Source organism: Hyphomonas sp. UBA4494 (genome assembly GCF_002388935.1).
GTDB lineage: Bacteria > Pseudomonadota > Alphaproteobacteria > Caulobacterales > Hyphomonadaceae > Hyphomonas.
On record NZ_DGNK01000032.1, the window covers coordinates 145,953 to 162,203 of the forward strand.

General features: G+C 57.0%; 15 protein-coding genes. 4 read left to right on the forward strand and 11 right to left on the reverse strand.

Translation table 11 applies throughout. From position 1 onward, the window contains the following. Positions 1–59 precede the first annotated feature (59 nt). The 3 genes from B2P82_RS12865 to B2P82_RS12875 are packed head-to-tail and all read left to right on the forward strand — an operon-like array spanning position 60 to position 3,071. Positions 60–587 carry an ATP-dependent zinc protease family protein gene (locus B2P82_RS12865; RefSeq protein WP_290483003.1) on the forward strand — a complete coding sequence of 176 codons (528 nt, stop codon included), beginning with the start codon at positions 60–62 and terminating at the stop codon, positions 585–587. Then, the gene (locus tag B2P82_RS12870; protein ID WP_206991433.1) at positions 580–2,112 is read left to right on the forward strand and encodes a UUP1 family membrane protein; all 1,533 of its coding nucleotides are present in this window, start codon (positions 580–582) and stop codon (positions 2,110–2,112) included. The genes B2P82_RS12865 and B2P82_RS12870 overlap by 8 nt, the downstream gene beginning before the upstream one ends. Continuing rightward, complete coding sequence (locus tag B2P82_RS12875; protein ID WP_206991434.1) at positions 2,109–3,071, forward strand: alpha-L-glutamate ligase-like protein; 963 nt, start codon at positions 2,109–2,111, stop codon at positions 3,069–3,071. Before B2P82_RS12870 ends, B2P82_RS12875 begins: the two co-directional genes overlap by 4 nt. A 6-nt stretch (positions 3,072–3,077) precedes the next feature. On the opposite strand, the gene B2P82_RS12880 is transcribed toward B2P82_RS12875, so the two are convergent. From B2P82_RS12880 to B2P82_RS12915, 8 genes are all read right to left on the reverse strand, one after another. Next, entirely contained in the window at positions 3,078–3,809 is a 732-nt protein-coding gene (locus B2P82_RS12880) for a proteasome-type protease (RefSeq protein ID WP_206991435.1), read from the reverse strand. A gap of 33 nt (positions 3,810–3,842) precedes the next feature. Further along, positions 3,843–4,643 (reverse strand): transglutaminase family protein, encoded by an 801-nt coding sequence (locus B2P82_RS12885; RefSeq protein WP_290497363.1) that lies wholly within the window; start codon positions 4,641–4,643, stop codon positions 3,843–3,845. Between the two features lie 4 nt (positions 4,644–4,647). Further along, complete coding sequence (locus tag B2P82_RS12890) at positions 4,648–5,589, reverse strand: alpha-E domain-containing protein (protein ID WP_290497364.1); 942 nt, start codon at positions 5,587–5,589, stop codon at positions 4,648–4,650. A 3-nt stretch (positions 5,590–5,592) separates the two neighbouring features. Next, on the reverse strand, positions 5,593–7,023 hold the full coding sequence (locus B2P82_RS12895) for a circularly permuted type 2 ATP-grasp protein (protein ID WP_206991438.1): 1,431 nt from the start codon (positions 7,021–7,023) through the stop codon (positions 5,593–5,595). A gap of 93 nt (positions 7,024–7,116) precedes the next feature. After that, positions 7,117–8,883, reverse strand: coding sequence for a glycoside hydrolase family 15 protein (locus B2P82_RS12900; protein WP_290497366.1), 1,767 nt, complete (start codon positions 8,881–8,883; stop codon positions 7,117–7,119). Beyond that, the gene (gene otsB, locus B2P82_RS12905; RefSeq protein WP_034814977.1) at positions 8,880–9,614 is read right to left on the reverse strand and encodes a trehalose-phosphatase; all 735 of its coding nucleotides are present in this window, start codon (positions 9,612–9,614) and stop codon (positions 8,880–8,882) included. The genes B2P82_RS12900 and otsB overlap by 4 nt, the downstream gene beginning before the upstream one ends. Continuing rightward, positions 9,611–11,005 carry an alpha,alpha-trehalose-phosphate synthase (UDP-forming) gene (locus B2P82_RS12910; RefSeq protein WP_290497367.1) on the reverse strand — a complete coding sequence of 465 codons (1,395 nt, stop codon included), beginning with the start codon at positions 11,003–11,005 and terminating at the stop codon, positions 9,611–9,613. The genes otsB and B2P82_RS12910 overlap by 4 nt, the downstream gene beginning before the upstream one ends. 151 nt (positions 11,006–11,156) lie before the next feature. Next, entirely contained in the window at positions 11,157–12,746 is a 1,590-nt protein-coding gene (locus B2P82_RS12915) for an FMN-binding glutamate synthase family protein (RefSeq protein WP_290497368.1), read from the reverse strand. Positions 12,747–13,028: 282 nt separating this feature from the next. Here B2P82_RS12915 and B2P82_RS12920 point away from each other — a divergent pair, with 282 nt between their 5' ends. After that, on the forward strand, positions 13,029–13,457 hold the full coding sequence (locus tag B2P82_RS12920; RefSeq protein WP_084333332.1) for a DUF2853 family protein: 429 nt from the start codon (positions 13,029–13,031) through the stop codon (positions 13,455–13,457). 78 nt (positions 13,458–13,535) lie between these two features. Here B2P82_RS12920 and B2P82_RS12925 read toward each other — a convergent pair whose 3' ends face one another. Genes B2P82_RS12925 through B2P82_RS12935 form a run of 3 tightly spaced genes read right to left on the reverse strand, consistent with a single transcriptional unit; the run spans position 13,536 to position 16,209 of the window. Further along, on the reverse strand, positions 13,536–14,672 hold the full coding sequence (locus B2P82_RS12925; protein WP_206991442.1) for an acyl-CoA dehydrogenase family protein: 1,137 nt from the start codon (positions 14,670–14,672) through the stop codon (positions 13,536–13,538). Then, complete coding sequence (locus B2P82_RS12930; RefSeq protein ID WP_206991443.1) at positions 14,669–14,992, reverse strand: hypothetical protein; 324 nt, start codon at positions 14,990–14,992, stop codon at positions 14,669–14,671. Before B2P82_RS12930 ends, B2P82_RS12925 begins: the two co-directional genes overlap by 4 nt. Positions 14,993–14,994: 2 nt before the next feature. Beyond that, the gene (locus tag B2P82_RS12935) at positions 14,995–16,209 is read right to left on the reverse strand and encodes an acyl-CoA dehydrogenase family protein (protein ID WP_290497374.1); all 1,215 of its coding nucleotides are present in this window, start codon (positions 16,207–16,209) and stop codon (positions 14,995–14,997) included. Positions 16,210–16,251: the final 42 nt, after the last annotated feature.

Consider the following 16,251-nt stretch of genomic DNA (forward strand, 5'->3'; position numbering starts at 1 on the left):
ATGCCTTGCATGTTAGGTGACGAAAAATGCCGATCCTGAGGCAAGAGGAACGAATTCTCGTGAAGTATCTGAGACACGTCTTGGCCGCAACGGCCGTTCTTTCACTGCCCATAGTTTCCGCCATTGCGGACAGTCGCGACCGCTCAAGCGAACCGGCAGTGATGGGCTATGTCGAGAATGTTTATGTCGGCAAGCTCGGCCTGGAGATGAAGGGCAAGCTGGATACCGGCGCTGATTCAAGCTCTGTTTTTGCCCGTGACGTCCATATCTACAATAAATCTGGCAAGGATGACTGGGTCCGGTTTCGTCTGGTCGGCAAGAATGGTCGCACAGTGCGATATGACCAGAATGTCCGTCGCTTCGCGCTGATCAAGCTGAAAACCGGCGGAACCATCCGGCGTCCCGTCATCCACTTGCCGCTCTGCATCGGCGGCGTCAGTGGACTCGCTGAAGTCAATTTGGCTGACCGCGAGGATTTCGAGTACGACTTCCTGGTAGGCCGCGAGTTCATGGCATCCCGCGTGCTTGTTGATTCCTCTTCGACATTCATCGCCGAAGGCAGCTGCGAAAAAGACGACAGTGAATAGTTTTACACATACCCGACTACTTGCGCTGGTTCTGGCCGCCATCGGTCTCGGCATATTCGCAACCAAAGTTCTGCAATTGGACTATCCCCTGACGCCCGGCGAACGGACGACCACATGGGATTTCGAAATCTACCTCGATTTCGACACGAGCAACCAACCCGTCCGACTGGAAACCTATATTCCGTCGAACAGTGAAAACCGCAGGGTGTCTCAGGAGCAATTCTACAACGGCGCCTTTGGTCTGCGCCTGAATGCGCGCGAGGGTGATGGCCGGACCGCGATCTGGACTTACCGCTATCCGAATGACCGGAAAGTGCTCCGCTACCGCGCGCGCCTGCTCGGCGAAACGCTCGCTAGCCCCTTGCCGGAAAGCATGCAGCGCAAGCTGCGCCGCGCCGCGCCTGAAGCCGAGAATGACCTTGAACGGCAAGCCTTCCTGGTCTGGTCGACAGATCTGCGCCGGCGATCCGCTGACGATGAATCTCTCGCCGATCTGGTGTTGGAGGAGATATTCGTGGACGGCGATGTCGATGAGGTGGAAGCGCTCTTGTCTCCCACACTCACCCGTCAGATCGCCCGCCTTGCGCTCGCACGTGATGTGCTGACAAGTCAGGGAATTCCAGCGCGGGTTGCTAATGGTGTTTACATGGATCAGGCACGCCGACGGGCCGAAATCCGTCACTGGCTTGAATACCATGCCGATGGAGCCGATCGACGCTACTTCCCCGGCCCGGACCCCGAAGAATTTTTCACGATCTGGCACGGCACGAATGATTTCATTCGCGCGGAAGGCATTTCGGACCTGGACCTGCAAGTCAGCCTGCAGCCGGTAAACGCAGACGTGGCGGATGTCATGCAGCGCGTCGCCAAGGCAGAAGGCTCGGCCATGCAATGGTTCTCCTTCAACCGACTGCCCATTACCACTCAGCTGGTCTATCAGGTGCTCGTCACCATCCCGGTTGGCATTCTGATGCTGGTCTTCCTGCGTCAGTTCATCGGGCTCCAGACACTCGGCACGTTCATGCCCGTCCTGATCGGAATTGCGTTCCGTGAAACCGCTCTTGTGAATGGCGTGATCCTGTTCACCGCACTGATCGCGCTGGGCCTCGCTGTGCGCTTCTATCTAGAGAAATTGAAGCTGTTGCTGGTGCCGCGATTGGCGACGGTGGTTGTGTTCATTGTTATCTGTATGGCTGTGATCGCACAGATCATGGCGAATAACGGTCAGCGCATCGGTCTATCGATCTCGCTGTTCCCCATGGTCATTCTGACGATGACGATCGAGCGTATGTCGATCGCATGGGAAGAATACTCGGCTACAGAGGCCATCAAGCAAGGCATTGGCAGTCTCATGGTGGCGGCAGCATCGTATCTGGTGATGACCAACACGCATGTCGAATATCTGATGTTCAATTTCCCTGAACTCCTCTTGGTGATCATGGCGATCTGCCTGCTGATGGGGAAATATACCGGCTTGCGCCTCAGCGAGTTGATCCGTTTCCGTGAACTGGATGACCGGAAATGATCGGACGCTACCGGGCATTGCGACGTGCCGGACTGCTCGGAATCAACGAGCGGAATGTCCGGCTCGTCAATGAGCTCAATCCGAGGCGACTGATCCGGCTGGTTGATGACAAGCGCGAGACGAAGCGACTTGCGAACGCAGCCAATATTCCCACACCGGAACTCTATGGTGTGATCGCCAACCCGTTCCACATGCGCCATCTGGAATCCTATCTCGACAAGCCGGATGGCGTGGTCATCAAGCCCGCCAATGGCTCTCAGGGAAATGGGATTCAAGTGCTGATGGAGCCAATGCGTGGCGGCTGGCGCCGTTCCAATGGGCAGCGCGCCCTGCTCGAAGACATCCGTTTCCATGTCAATAACATCCTGTCGGGCATGTACAGCCTAAGCGGCCAACCGGATGTGGCGATGTTTGAGTACCGGGTGAAGTTCGACGAAATCTTCAATCCGATCTCATTCGGCGGCGTACCGGATATTCGGATCATTGTCGTGCGGGGCATTCCTGCCGTGGCCATGGTGCGTCTGCCGACCGCAGAATCTGACGGTAAGGCAAACCTCCATAAGGGCGGCGTTGGTGTCGGATTGGATCTTGTGACCGGCAAGACACTCAGCGGCATGCAGAATGGCAAAACCACTGACATCCATCCTGACACGGCAAACCCGCTGCGGAATTTCTCGGTGCCACACTGGGACACAATGCTCGAAATGGCAGCAAAGGCCTATGATGTAACCGGGCTCGGCTATCTCGGCGCCGACATCGTACTGGACAAGACCAAGGGGCCGCTCCTGCTGGAGCTCAATGCCCGTCCCGGCCTGGCGATTCAGGTCGCCAACCGGATCGGCATTCGCCCCCTGTTGAACGCGACTCTGAAGGCAGACATTGAGGGCCTGGATGCACTGGCCCGTGTCGAGCTCGCCAAGAGGCTCTACCGCAACCATGTCCCGGAACCGACCTTTTAGGCCAAGTCAGAATTCATAGTCGGGCAGCGAGTTGAAAGCCAGTTTCAGCGCGTCTCCCCAACGCGAAGAGATCGCCGTGAAATAGGGATCATTCTCTTCGACGCGTCGCTTCTCAGTGACTTTGTAAATGTCTTTTTCGATCGTCTGCAGATCAAGCGGCATCCCCACCGAGAGGTTTGCCTTGAGTGTTGAGTCAAATGAGACGTAGAGCAGTTTTACCGCTTCTTCGAACGTCATGTCCGGGCTGAAGGCTCTCAGCAGGATCGGTCTGCCATATTTGGTCTCGCCAATCTGGAAGAAAGGCGTTTCGTCGCTGGCCTCAATGAAGTTGCCTTCGGGATAGACTAGGAACAGACGCGGCTCCATCCCGGAGATCTGTCCCCCCACGATGAGCGTCGCGCCGAAAGCCGCCTCTGATTCCGGCCCTCCATCGCCCTGCGTGCGGATGACCTCCTTCACCGTGTCTCCGACCAATCTGGCAACCTGAAACATTGTATCAGCTGCCATGATACTGGGGTTTCGTTCTTCCGGTGCCTTCAGGCGCTCATCCAACAGGCTGATCACGGCCTGCGTGGTTGCGAGGTTTCCCGCAGTCAAAATGGTGATGACCCGCTCGCCGGGCACCTCCCATGTGAACATCTTCTGGAACTTCGAAATGTTGTCGATGCCCGCATTGGTGCGAGTGTCCGACATAAAGATGAGCCCCCGGTCAAGCCGAAGCGCAACGCAATACGTCACTTGATGATTCTCCGATCAATATCTCGACTAACTTTACTGCTGGACTTGAATGGAAACCACGAGATTTTCCGCACCCGCGCCATAGACCAAACCTCTGATGGGGGCCGCGTCGCTGTAATCCAAGCCAGTCGCTACCTGTATGTAGCGCGCATCCGGGCTAATACCATTGGAAACATCAAACCCCGTCCATCCAAGGCCATCGACCCAAGCCTCCGCCCAGGCATGGCCGGCGTCCTGGTCCACCCTGTCCGTCATCATCAGGTATCCGCTGACATAACGCGCAGGATAGCCAAGCAGGCGCGCGACCGTGATGAATATGTGCGCATGGTCCTGACAGACCCCCTGCCCCTGCTGCAGCGCATCTTCTGCAGTGGTGCGCGAGTCTGTCTCATTGGTCCGGTAGGCAACCTTGTCCGCAATTTCCACCATCAACTCATGCAGGACGCCAATATCTTGTGACGGGCTTCGACTGAACTTGCCAGCCAACGCCCGCAGTCCTTTCGCCGGCATGGTGAGCTCGGTCGGGCGCTGGTAAAGCCAGAGGGGTACAAGCTGACTGTGCCCCCCCATGACACCGGACGTGTCATGCGTCTCGACCTCACCTTTTACACTGACCGACACGCCCATGACGTTCGGCTCCAACTGGATCAGATCCACCAGATTTCCATGATGGTCGGTATAGCTTGTTTCCCAGTGCGCCCCTTCAATCGACACGTCCCAAGACAGGATTGATTGCGACGGAAGGCTGATCGGCCGTTTGCGAACCTGCTGGAGCGCATAGGACACGCCATGTTCGTATGTGTAGGTCGATGAATGATCTACGGTCAGTCGCATATCATCACTCCGCGAACCTGAAATCTGTTTCGATCTGTGCCGAGAGGGATGCATTCCGCCTCAGGAAGTCCGACAGGAATTCGTGCAACCCGTCTTCAAACACGCGCTCAATCGTCGTGGCCGTCAAGCTCGCCTCAAGAGATTCGGCAAGATCATGGGTCCCCAGCCGTTGGCAATATTGCCGGAACAAACAATCCAACTGGTGGGTGATCGTGTCGTAGCAGTAGGCCAGCGAGCGCGGCATACGTGTGTCGAAGATCAGGAAATCGGCTATCGCTCGCGGCGTGATGTTGCCACCATTCAGCCAGTGAAAAGACCGCTCTGCCGAAGCCGACCTCAGGATCATCTCCCATTGCACATTGTCGAGCGACGAGCCGACCGAGGCGCTGGACGGTAGCAGGACGTAGTATTTTGTATCGAGAATGCGCGCCGTATTATCAGCGCGCTCAAACATGATGCCCAGCAAGATAAAATTATAGATGTCATTGCGGAGCATAGTGCCTGTGGTCGCGCCTCTTACCTGCGCGCCCTGCTGGCGGATCATGGTCAGGATTTCTGGCAGGTCCGTCTCGGATGGCGCACGCTTCAACGCATCGCGCACGGCCATCCAGAAGTCATTGATCGCTTCCCACATTTCCCGCGTCAGCGCGGTGCGGGTCATGCGGGCATTTTCTCGCGCCGCATGCAGCGTTGACATCACGCTGGACGGATTGCTGCGATCTCGCAGAGCGAAATCGGCAACCTTGTCGCCCGTGATTGTGTCATGACGCGCCAGATAGGCATCACAACAGCCGGCAGTGACGAGCACAGATCGCCACTCCTCCTCGCCCGGTTGGGTCCGGGTGAGCGCCATGCGGAAGCCCGCCTCGACAAGGCGGCTGGTATTTTCGGCTCTTTCCAGAAGCCGGGCCATCCAGAACAGACCCGATGCAGTCCTGCCCAGCATGACTTAGCCCTCCTTCAGGACCCAAGTATCCTTGGTGCCCCCGCCCTGGCTGGAGTTCACAACAAGCGATCCCTTTTTCATGGCAACGCGGGTCAATCCGCCGGGCGTCACCTCAACACCATCAGATGAAACAAGTACGAATGGGCGCAAGTCGACATGGCGAGGTGACAGGCCAGCTTTCGTCAGCACAGGCACCGTCGAAAGGGCCAATGTAGGCTGGGCTATATAATTGGATGGCTTGGCTTGAAGCTTCTTTCGGAAGGCAGCGATTTCCTTCTTGCTCGCTGCGGGCCCGACCAGCATGCCATAGCCTCCGGAGCCGTGAACTTCCTTGACGACGAGTTCTTCCAGATTCTCCAGCACATAGGACAGGGAGTCTTTCTCCGCACAGCGCCAAGTCGGCACATTCTTCAGCAGCGGGGCTTGCCCCGTATAGAATTCGACGATGTCGGGCATGTACGAGTAGATCGCCTTGTCGTCGGCAATGCCGGTGCCCGGAGCATTGGCAATTGTAATGCCCCCAGCCCGGTAAACATCAAAGATGCCCGCCACGCCCAGCATGGATTCCGAGCGGAAATTCAGTGGATCGAGATAGTCATCATCAACTCGTCGATACAGCACATCAATGGTTTCGTAGCCTTGCGTGGTTCGCATTGCGACCCGTCCGTCGACGACGCGCAAGTCATGACCTTCGACAAGCTCAACGCCCATCTGGTCCGCCAGGAAGGCATGCTCGAAATAGGCTGAATTATGGATGCCAGGTGTAAGGATCGCCACCGTGGGTCGGCCCGAGGCCTGTGCCGGTGCAGACCGTTCGAGCGAACGCCGCAGCGCCATCGGATACCCCGAAACACGCTGCACCGACATCTGCGCAAACAGTTCCGGGAACATCTTCAGCATGGTCTCCCGGTTTTCCAGCATATAGGACACGCCAGAGGGCGTGCGGGCATTGTCCTCCAGCACAAAGAATTCGTTGGGGCCGGTGCGCACCAGATCAATCCCGACAATATGCGTGTAAATCCCTCCCGGTGGATCGAAGCCGATCATTTTCGGAAGAAAGGCGTCATTCTCGCGGATAAGGTGTTCCGGCAGGCGACCGGCGCGGACGATCTCCTGTCGGTGATAGATATCGTACAGGAAAGCGTTGATCGCCTTGACCCGTTGCTCGATGCCGCGAACCAGCAAGGCCCACTCGCTGGCGCCGATAATGCGCGGCACCAGATCGAACGGGATCAGCCGCTCGTCAGCTTCAGATTTTCCATAAACGTTGAAGGTGATACCGGTTCGCCGAAAGAAGGTTTGCGCATCCCGTGATTTCTTCAGCAGAGCCGAAGGGGTCGTGTTGTCAAACCAGCCATTGTATCCGGCATAAGGCGCGCGCACGCCTTCGCCAAATCCATGCATCTCGTCGAATACGTCCTCACCATCAGCCATAAACCCAGCAACGCACAAACGCTGGATAGTTTCAACAAACTCAGTCAGCGCTCATGATGATCAACTGCCTGCGTTCGTATAAACTGCGCAATATCAGGTAACCGCTGCCCAAGGCTTGCTCAGCAGGGCCGCAGAATTGATTATCCCGACCATGCAGTAGGTTTGAGGAAAGTTCCCCCAAAGCTCGCCGGTCTCTGGATCAACATCCTCCGACAGCAATCCAACATGATTGCGGCTGGCAAGCACGCTTTCAAAGATTTCGCGCGCCTCCTCGACGCGCCCCACCCGGTAGAGCGCATCAATGAACCAGAAAGTACACGCCGTGAAGGCAGTCTTCGGTTTTCCGAAATCGTCCTCGACCTTGTAGCGATAGACATGGTTTCCCATTCGAAGGTCGCGGTCGACAGCCTCAACGGTTGCGACATAACGCGGATCGCTTGCCGGGAGAAAGCCGATCTCTGCCATCAGCAGGACAGAGGCATCAAGGTCGGTGCCACCAAAGGCCGCTGTAAACGCGCCGACGTCTGCACTCCAGGCCTTCTCCAGAATGGTGGCGTGAATAATGTCCGCCCGCTCACGCCAGTAGGCTGCGCGATTGTCGAGTTCGAGCCGCACGGCAATACGCGACAGGCGATCGCATGCTGCCCAGCACATGATCGCCGACGATGTGTGGACATGCGCGATGGTCCGGAACTCCCAGATGCCTGCATCCGGTGTGTCATAGACCGCGAATGCGCGCTCGCCCACGGGCTCAAGTTGTTCAAACTCGGCGATGCCGGGCTGCGCAAGCAGCCGGTGATCGAAAAAGGATTGCGCGACGCCGAGCACGACCTGGCCGTAAACATCGTGCTGTACATGTTCGGCGGCCTGATTACCCCGACGCACCGGTCCTGAATCGCGGAAGCCCGGCAAGTTCGGTGCAAGGTCTTCGGTCAAGTCAGCCTCGAGTCCGATCCCGTACACAGGCTGGATGTGACCGCCTTTGGAATGGGCCACAATATTCCGCACCCACCTCATATAGTGTTCCAGCGTCCCCATGCCTGAGAGCCGATTCAGCGCTGTCACAGTGAAATAGGCATCCCGGATCCAGCAAAATCGATAATCCCAGTTGCGTGAAGAACCTTCATGTTCCGGAATGGACGTGGTTAGCGCCGCCACAATGCCGCCAGTCTCTTCGAACACGCACAGTTTAAGTGTTATGGCCGCGCGGATAACCTCATCCTGCCACTCGAACGGAACGGCAAGGCTCCGCGCCCATTTCGCCCAATACTGACGCGTGCGCTCCTCCCAGTCGCGTGCGATGACACTCGGGGAATCTGTCAGCGATTCGTCTGCCCCAAGAATAAACGTCACATCCTTGTCCAGGACGAAGCTTGTTTCGGTGAGAATATAGGAAACCGGCGCGTCAGTCGTGACTCGGAATGAAAACTCTTCATCGACGAACCGCACATGATTGACACCGCGTATGGGCTTGAGCCGACGCCCTCCCCAGTCCGTTTCCGGCGTCAGGGAGATTTTCAGCTGTGGCGTGCCCGCGATAACTTCAAACCGTCGCACCAGACTGACGGGCCGGAACGTGCGACCCTTGCGTTCAAACCTCGGAGCAAAGTCGACGATCTCCAGGATGGCACCATCTTCAGACTCCATACGCGTGCGCAGGATGGCAGTGTTCCGGTCGTAGGACTGCGTACGCTCGGACAGGCCCTCCATCCACACACTGAATGAACCGCCACCGCCCAAAAGCTTGTTGAAGACGGGCTCCCCGTCAAAGCGTGGCAGGCAGAACCACTCATAGTCACCGCGCGCATTGATCAGGCCCGCAATGGTTCCGTTGCCAACAATTCCCAGATCGAGACTCATACTTCTCCCAACACTTGTTCCAGATAGGTAGCGACGTCGCGATGAGACGCCAGCCGATAGTTTGCCGCGCTCTCGCCTTCCCCGACCTTGATCGACCAGCCACCGAGCTTATTGGCTACAAGGAAGGCGTCTTCATCTGTCTTGTCGTCGCCAATCATCACCGGCAGGCGCCCAGCGAACGGCGCAGTCTCCATGGCAGCTTGCAGGCAAACGCCCTTATTGGCCCCACTCGGCTTTGCCTCAAGCACCATCTTTCCCGACTGCAAAGAGTAATCTTTGTGCTGAGAAATTACGCTACTGATTTCGTGAGTGAGTTGCTCACTCTTTTCAGGTGCCGCACGATAGTGGATTGCGAGAACCGGCCCTTTCTCTTCCAAGCGTACACCATCATGCACGTCCACGACGGATGAGATGCCGGAGAGCAGAGACTTGGGCGCGGACGGCACACCTTCGGTCATTGCCGCGCCGGGCGCGGCTGATCTCAGGCCATGATTGCCGAACCTCCAAAGCGTATCAGGCACACGTTTCGACAAATCTGTCAGGTCACGGCCAGAGAGAATTGCCAATGCACCATCGAGCTTTTGAGAGACGCGCATGAGAACCGAATCCAGACCTGACGCCAGAAACACGGCATCTGGATCATCCTGAAGCGGAGACAGCGTTCCATCAAAATCCAGGAACAAGGCGACACCCTGGTCAAGCGCCGGCGGCATGACAGAGGAATTACTCATGCAGGAACGCCCTCAAACGCCGTCATGAAGCGGTGGCGCCACCAGTTGATGTCCTGCTGGGCAATATTGTCGAAGAGCGTCTGCCAACGGTCCTGCCGCTCGTAGAGCGGCATCTCTATGGCCTGCTTAACGGCTTCCGCGATGGCCGAGCTGTCATATGGATTGATGATGATCGCCTCCTTCATCTGCTCTGCCGCACCGGCAAATTGCGACAGGATCAGAACACCTGGGTCCTGAGGGTCTTGCGCGGCGACAAACTCCTTCGCAACAAGATTCATGCCGTCCTGCAAGGGGGTCACCAAGCAGGCCTTTGCGAGACGGTAGAGCCCGGCGATTTCTTCGCGGTCGTACCCGCGCGCCAGATATCTGATCGGCATCCAGTCGAGGTCGCCATAGTCGCCATTGATCCGTCCGGACAGCGCATCAAGCTGTTCACGGAGCTGGGCGTATTCCTCGACGACAGACCGTGAGGGCGGTGCGATCTGAGTGAACGAAATCTTGCCGTGTAATTCCGGATACCGGTCGAACAAGTCGGCCATACCTTCAAATCGCTGCGGCAGACCCTTCGAATAGTCCATCCGGTCAACCCCGATGACGAGGTCGCGTTCACCTAGAAAACGTGACAGGCGGGTCGCCGCCCGGTCTGCTGGCTCCTTGGTCGCCGCCGCAGCAAAGCCCTCACTATCAATGCCAATAGGACAGTGCAGCAGATGGACAATGCGGCCCTCTACTTTGAACTTCCCATCCGGCTGTTCCTCGGCCCCGAATTCTTCTTCGAGGTATTGCGCGAGATTGGCGAGGTCCTTGCGGCACTGAAGGCCGACCACGTCATAGGCACAAAGTCCCTTTGCCAACTTGCGGTGTTCCGGAATGGCACGGAACACTTCTGGTGCGGGAAAGGGAATATGCAGGAAGAATCCACATTTTCCCTGCCACCCCTCTTCCCGCAAGATGTCGCCTAGCAGCAGGAAGTGATAATCATGGACCCAGACAATGTCGGCTTCATCGGCCTGGTGCCGTACGATTTCCGCAAACTTCTCATTGATCTCGACATAGAACCGATAATATGCGGAATCGAACACGGCCAGATCAATCCGGTTGTGCATGACTGGCCAGAGCACACTGTTTGAATAACCGAGATAGAAACCGTCAAACTGGTCGCGGGAATAGTCAGTCAGGGCGAACTCAACGCCGTCCTCTGCAGACCGCTTCGCGCGGTTGCTGGGAAAGTCGAGAATACGGCCGCTCCAGCCAATCCAGAGGCCCTGTGTGTCGGCGAGCGTATCCCAAAGCGCAACTGCGAGCCCTCCGGCTCGGCTTTCCTGTCCAGCCGCGGTACGGTTTGAGACTGCGATCAGTCGTGAGCCTTTTGAAACTTTATGTTCTGTCATTGCCCATCCTGTCTCACCCCGTCTAACGCGTGACGCATCACTGCCAAAGGCATAGCGCTGTACCTGAGTGCAGAAACCCCCACCCTGCTCGCTTTGTGAGCACTACCATAAATCTGAGTAGCGCGGAGATGGTTCCCGCCAAATCACAGAACTAGCTTACTGGCAGGAAACTGTTGGCCTGTGCCATGCGCCATTCTTGCGCAAGTTGGGTTTCATCCGGGGCATTCAACAATTGTCCGGCCTGCACAAGCTGGTAGGCGCGTTCCGCGGTGTAGGCGATGTCCTCGGTCACGCGATGCATCACGTGGCGCGGGGTCAGCTCGGACGGATGTTCACATCCTGCGGCACCAACAACCTCCATCAATGCCTTGACCGTATTTCGTTGGTAGTTCCTGACGCGGATCGCCTTGTCGGCCACGACCAATCCGCGCTGGCGCGCTTTGTCGGATGTCGCAATGCCGGTCGGGCATGTATTGTTGTGGCAGTTCAGCGACTGAATGCAGCCGAGCGAGAACATGAAGCCACGCGCCGTATTCACCCAGTCAGCTCCCAGCGCCATGGAAGATGCAAGGGAGAAAGCGCTGATCTGTTTACCGGAACAGGCAAGCCGCACATCACCCTTCAAACCCGTCCCCACAAGTGCGTTGCGAGCTAGCACCAGGGCCTGTCTCAAGGGTGCACCGACATGGTCAAGAAACTCAGCAGGCGCTGCGCCAGTGCCCCCTTCCCCACCATCGACCACCATGAAGTCAACCCGCAGCCCAGTTTCCAACATGGCTTTGCAGATGGCCAATGTTTCCCAACGATTGCCGACAGCAAACTTGATCCCGACCGGTTTGCCACCTGACAGCTCGCGCAGGCGCGCAACAAATTCCAGCATCTCGATTGGCGTCGAGAAGGAGGAATGCGCGGGCGGCGAAACGCATGTTTGTCCAACTGCGATCCCGCGCGCCTCGGCGATCTCATGTGTTACCTTTTCTCCCGGCAACACGCCGCCATGCCCCGGCTTTGCGCCTTGGCTCAGCTTTACTTCAATCATCTTGATCTGTGGGTCAGAGGCCGTGTCCGCGAACTTGGCCGCATCAAAAGATCCGTCAGCTGCGCGGCACCCGAAATATCCAGAGCCCAGTTCCCAGACAAGATCGCCGCCGCCCTGACGGTGGTAACGTGACACGCCACCCTCTCCTGTGTCGTGATAGAAGCCACCCAGGGATGCGCCTTGTGACAAGGCTTCAATTGCGTGCGCGCCGAGTGAGCCAAAACTCATTGCAGAGATATTGAAAACGCTTGCCGAGTAAGGCTGCGATGTTTCCGGCGCGCCAACCAGCACACGCGGGTTTGCCTCTTCCGGATGTTTCGCCGCTATGGAATGCGCCAGCCATTCATAAGGCGGTTTGTCGATATCAAGATGGCTGCCGAACGGCTCAACGGACGAAACATCCTTTGCACGCCGATACACCAATGTGCGCTCTTCATGATTGAAGGGACGCCCCTCCGTTTCACTTTCGACAATGTAGGCACGCAGGAAAGGCCGCAACTCTTCCGCGACCCATCGAATGCGCGCGAAAAGCGGAAAGTTTCGCCAAAGACTGTGTCGACGCTGAAGCACATCATACAGACCTGTGAGGGCCAAAGGGATCAAGGCGACAGCGAGGTAGATCAACCAGCTGTGCTGTCGCCAAAACACAAGGCATAGCGCCAACAGCAGAACAGTTGCGAGCCAAGGCAGGTAACGAAACATTTTATCCTCACTTCACGGCCAGTATCGCCATTGGGTGTGAACTCCTCGCATAGAGAGGTCAATCAATCGTATCCATACGCTTCCAGCGAAGCGCCCAAGACGGCCTATTGGTCATTCAATCCGTGCTCGCACTACTTCGTGATATTGTTGCACTACCGAAAAGGGGTTGGCAGGCTGTGGAAAAACGGGTCAGTGTTCAAACAGCGTTTCAAACTGATTCGTGTTGTGAGCTGCGTAAATTTAAACACGCCCGTCCGTCGGGCCCATTGAGGAGACACTCCCATGGCAAAAGCAACCAAAGCCAAGAAAGCTGCGGCGCCAAAAAAAGCTGCTGCACCCAAGACAACGAAACCAGCCAAGGCACCTTCACCGAAGGAAGTCCTGATGGAGAAGTACATCACTGACCTGAAAGACAAGGTTGGTGAGACACGCTCTGACATGGCGCTTCTGGATGCAGCCGTCAAAGCCTGTGGGCCGACGATCTACAAGGCCGATTCCGCAACCGTTGCTGCCTCCGACAAGGAAGAGCTGGGTCGCATCAAGAAGGGCTTTATCGCAAAGAAGCTTGGCGTTACTGACGACGCAAAAGCAGATGCCGCGATTGCGGATGCTGTTGCAAAGTACGGAAAGTCCGTTCGCGCAAAGCATCGTCCGGTAATGTATTACCTGATCGCGAAGGCGCTCAAGAAGGGCTCGGTCCTCAAGGGTTAAGCACTGCTTCCCTCACGGGAGAAAAAGAAAGCCGGGAAGGTTGTAACCTTCCCGGCTTTTTTTGCGTTGAATGCTGGATCAGTATCCAGCAAGGCGCGCGTAGCGATCCCTGTGCCAGCTGGCAGAACCATAGAGCGCTTCCTGTACGCGAGCCCGCTTCATGTAGAGGCCAGGGTCTGCATCATCCGTCATGCCAATACCCCCATGCATCTGCACGCACTCGTTTGATACGAGATGAATCAATTCGCCGGCGCGCGCCTTGGCCAGACTTGCCAGTTCCGCAATATTTGGCTTGCCGTCATCAACGGCCGCCAGCGCAGCCGCAATGCAGGAACGCGTCAGCTCCAGCTCAGTAAACATCTTTGCGGCACGATGCTGCAATGATTGGAACGATCCAATCAGTTGGCCGAACTGTTTCCGGTTGTTGAGGTACTCCAATGTCATCTCAAACGCCGCATCTGCACTTCCCAGCATTTCCGCCGCCTGGCCGATCGCCGCCCGGTCCAGAACCGGCTCCAATACGTCTGCGCCTTTGTCCACTGCGCCGATGACAGCTGTTGCCGGAACCATCACATCTTCCAGCACGACATGAGCCGCGCCGTGAGAGTCGACGGAGTTCAGCGCTTGGATAGACACGCCCTTTGCATCCGCCGGAACCATGAACAGCGTAAGGCCGTGACGGTCACCTGCTTCGCCAAAGGTACGCGCCACAACAATCAGCATCTCGGCATGATGAGCGTCCGGCACAAACCGCTTCATGCCGTTCAACGTGTAGCCTTGCCCATTGCTCTCCGCCTCGGTGGCGACGCCCAGCGGATTGAAATGCGCAGTTTCGTCGAGCGCCAAGGCAAAACTGGTTGCGCCCCCGGCAATCTTGGGCAACCATTCCGCCTGCTGTTCTGCGCTGCCGCCCAGCTGCAAGGCGCTGGCCGCGATCAGGGCTGTCTGGAGAACCGGTGTTGGCGCCAGTGTACGGCCTTGCGCTTCCAGAACCTGGCCAAGTCCGACCAGGCCGAAGTGTTCACCACCTGGCTCATCCGGAATGATCACACCAAAGAAGCCGAGTTCGGCGAGTTTCTGTCGTGTCTCTGCGTCTACGCCATTTGCTCCACTGTCGCGCAGTTGGCGCAGGCGAGTCACTGGCATTTCGTCACGCGCGAACGCCATAGCGGTGTCGCGCAGCATTTCCTGGTCTTCCGTCAAAAGGAACGTCATCTGAATATCTCCGAAGCCTTGCGTTTTTCCCTGGTGTTTATTGCATCACGGCGGACATTTTCCGCTTCGCGCCCCACGAGCAGACCGGCCAAACCGGCCGTACTCCAAAGGGCGCTGGCAGCGAGAACCAGCCGGATGTTTGTCAATTCGAGGCGCGCTGCCTCCATGCCTGCCCATACGTAGACAACGACAAGGGTCGACAACAGCGCAAGTGTCCACACAGCCACCTGCGTAAGCCAGCGCCCACGGAAAAACGGAGCCAGGACTCCGGCCATGAACGGTGTGCCAAGAAATAGAATGATGATCTGCGTGGACGACATGCTTATTTGTGGTCCTTGAGACCCAGTACGCGTTTCGAGATCACGTTGAGATTGATCTCGCTCGTGCCGCCCTCGATTGAGTTGCCTTTCGAGCGAAGCCATTGGCGCGTAACCTTTTTGGCAGACGGGTCAAAGCCCTCCCCTTCCCAGCCAAGCGCCTCAGTTCCAAGCGCCTCGACGAGTAGTTCGTGACGATCCTGATTCATCTTGGCAGCACCATATTTCAGGATGGAAGCTGTGTGGCCCACCTGCTGGCCAGCCTTGGCTTGTTCGGCCTGGCGCTGGACGGTTAGATTGAACGCCTTCGCATACATCTTGTGGTCCGTGATCCGTCCGCGTAGATCGCCATCGATGAGACGTCCCTCATTGTCGGTACCGATATGCATCTTCGCATATTCTTCAGGCCCAAGAATGCCGGAGCCTCCCGTGCCGCCAAATCCGCCAGCAGAGATTGAAGAGCGCTCGAACTGAAGCAGCCGCTTGGCGATCTGCCAGCCCCCATTCACGTCGCCGACCAATTGATCCTTCGGCACCTTGACGTCGGAAAAGAAGGTTTCGCAGAATGGGCTTTCACCCGAAATCAACTGGATCGGACGCGCCTCAACGCCCGGGCTCTCCATGTCGAACAGAATGAAGCTGATGCCTTCATGCTTCACGCTCGTGTCAGTGCGAACGAGACAGAAGATCCAATCGGCCTTGTCGGCGTAAGATGTCCATACCTTCTGTCCGTTGATCAGGTAGTGATCGCCCTTGTCTTCACAACGCGTCTGAAGGTCGGCAAGGTCAGACCCCGCGCCGGGCTCTGAATATCCCTGACACCAGCGCGTCTTGCCTTTCACGATGTCCGGGATGAAACGAAGTTTCTGCTCCTCGTTGCCAAACTCAAGCAAGGCCGGGCCAAACATCCAAAGGCCAAAGGAGAACAGCGCCGGGCGCGCCTTGATGCGGCGTAGCTCTTCCTGAAGCACACGATTCTGCGCGCGGCTAAGTCCGCCACCCCCATATTTCGCTGGCCATTCAGGAGAGGTCCACCCCTTCTCGCCCATACGCTCCAACCAGAGCTTTGCTTCGGGATTCTTGAACTTTTCGCGCTTACCGCCCCAGACGATCTCGTCATCCTTCATGGGCGTGCGCATAGACGGCGGACAATTCTCCTCAAGCCATTCCCGCGTTTCTGCACGGAATTGCTCTAAATCGACAGATTCATCATACGCCATATCGGACTCCTGAAGGGGCAACAGAACTTTGCCCAACCATAT

Excerpts from the sequence above, each read along its gene's own strand:
- B2P82_RS12875 (WP_206991434.1), top strand. The coding sequence starts at position 2,109 with ATGATCGGACGCTACCGGGCATTGCGACGTGCCGGACTGCTCGGAATC.
- B2P82_RS12885 (WP_290497363.1), bottom strand. The coding sequence starts at position 4,643 with ATGCGACTGACCGTAGATCATTCATCGACCTACACATACGAACATGGC.
- B2P82_RS12890 (WP_290497364.1), bottom strand. The coding sequence starts at position 5,589 with ATGCTGGGCAGGACTGCATCGGGTCTGTTCTGGATGGCCCGGCTTCTG.
- B2P82_RS12895 (WP_206991438.1), bottom strand. The coding sequence starts at position 7,023 with ATGGCTGATGGTGAGGACGTATTCGACGAGATGCATGGATTTGGCGAA.
- B2P82_RS12900 (WP_290497366.1), bottom strand. The coding sequence starts at position 8,883 with ATGAGTCTCGATCTGGGAATTGTTGGCAACGGAACCATTGCGGGCCTG.
- otsB (WP_034814977.1), bottom strand. The coding sequence starts at position 9,614 with ATGAGTAATTCCTCTGTCATGCCGCCGGCGCTTGACCAGGGTGTCGCC.
- B2P82_RS12910 (WP_290497367.1), bottom strand. The coding sequence starts at position 11,005 with ATGACAGAACATAAAGTTTCAAAAGGCTCACGACTGATCGCAGTCTCA.
- B2P82_RS12915 (WP_290497368.1), bottom strand. The coding sequence starts at position 12,746 with ATGTTTCGTTACCTGCCTTGGCTCGCAACTGTTCTGCTGTTGGCGCTA.
- B2P82_RS12920 (WP_084333332.1), top strand. The coding sequence starts at position 13,029 with ATGGCAAAAGCAACCAAAGCCAAGAAAGCTGCGGCGCCAAAAAAAGCT.
- B2P82_RS12925 (WP_206991442.1), bottom strand. The coding sequence starts at position 14,672 with ATGACGTTCCTTTTGACGGAAGACCAGGAAATGCTGCGCGACACCGCT.
- B2P82_RS12930 (WP_206991443.1), bottom strand. The coding sequence starts at position 14,992 with ATGTCGTCCACGCAGATCATCATTCTATTTCTTGGCACACCGTTCATG.
- B2P82_RS12935 (WP_290497374.1), bottom strand. The coding sequence starts at position 16,209 with ATGGCGTATGATGAATCTGTCGATTTAGAGCAATTCCGTGCAGAAACG.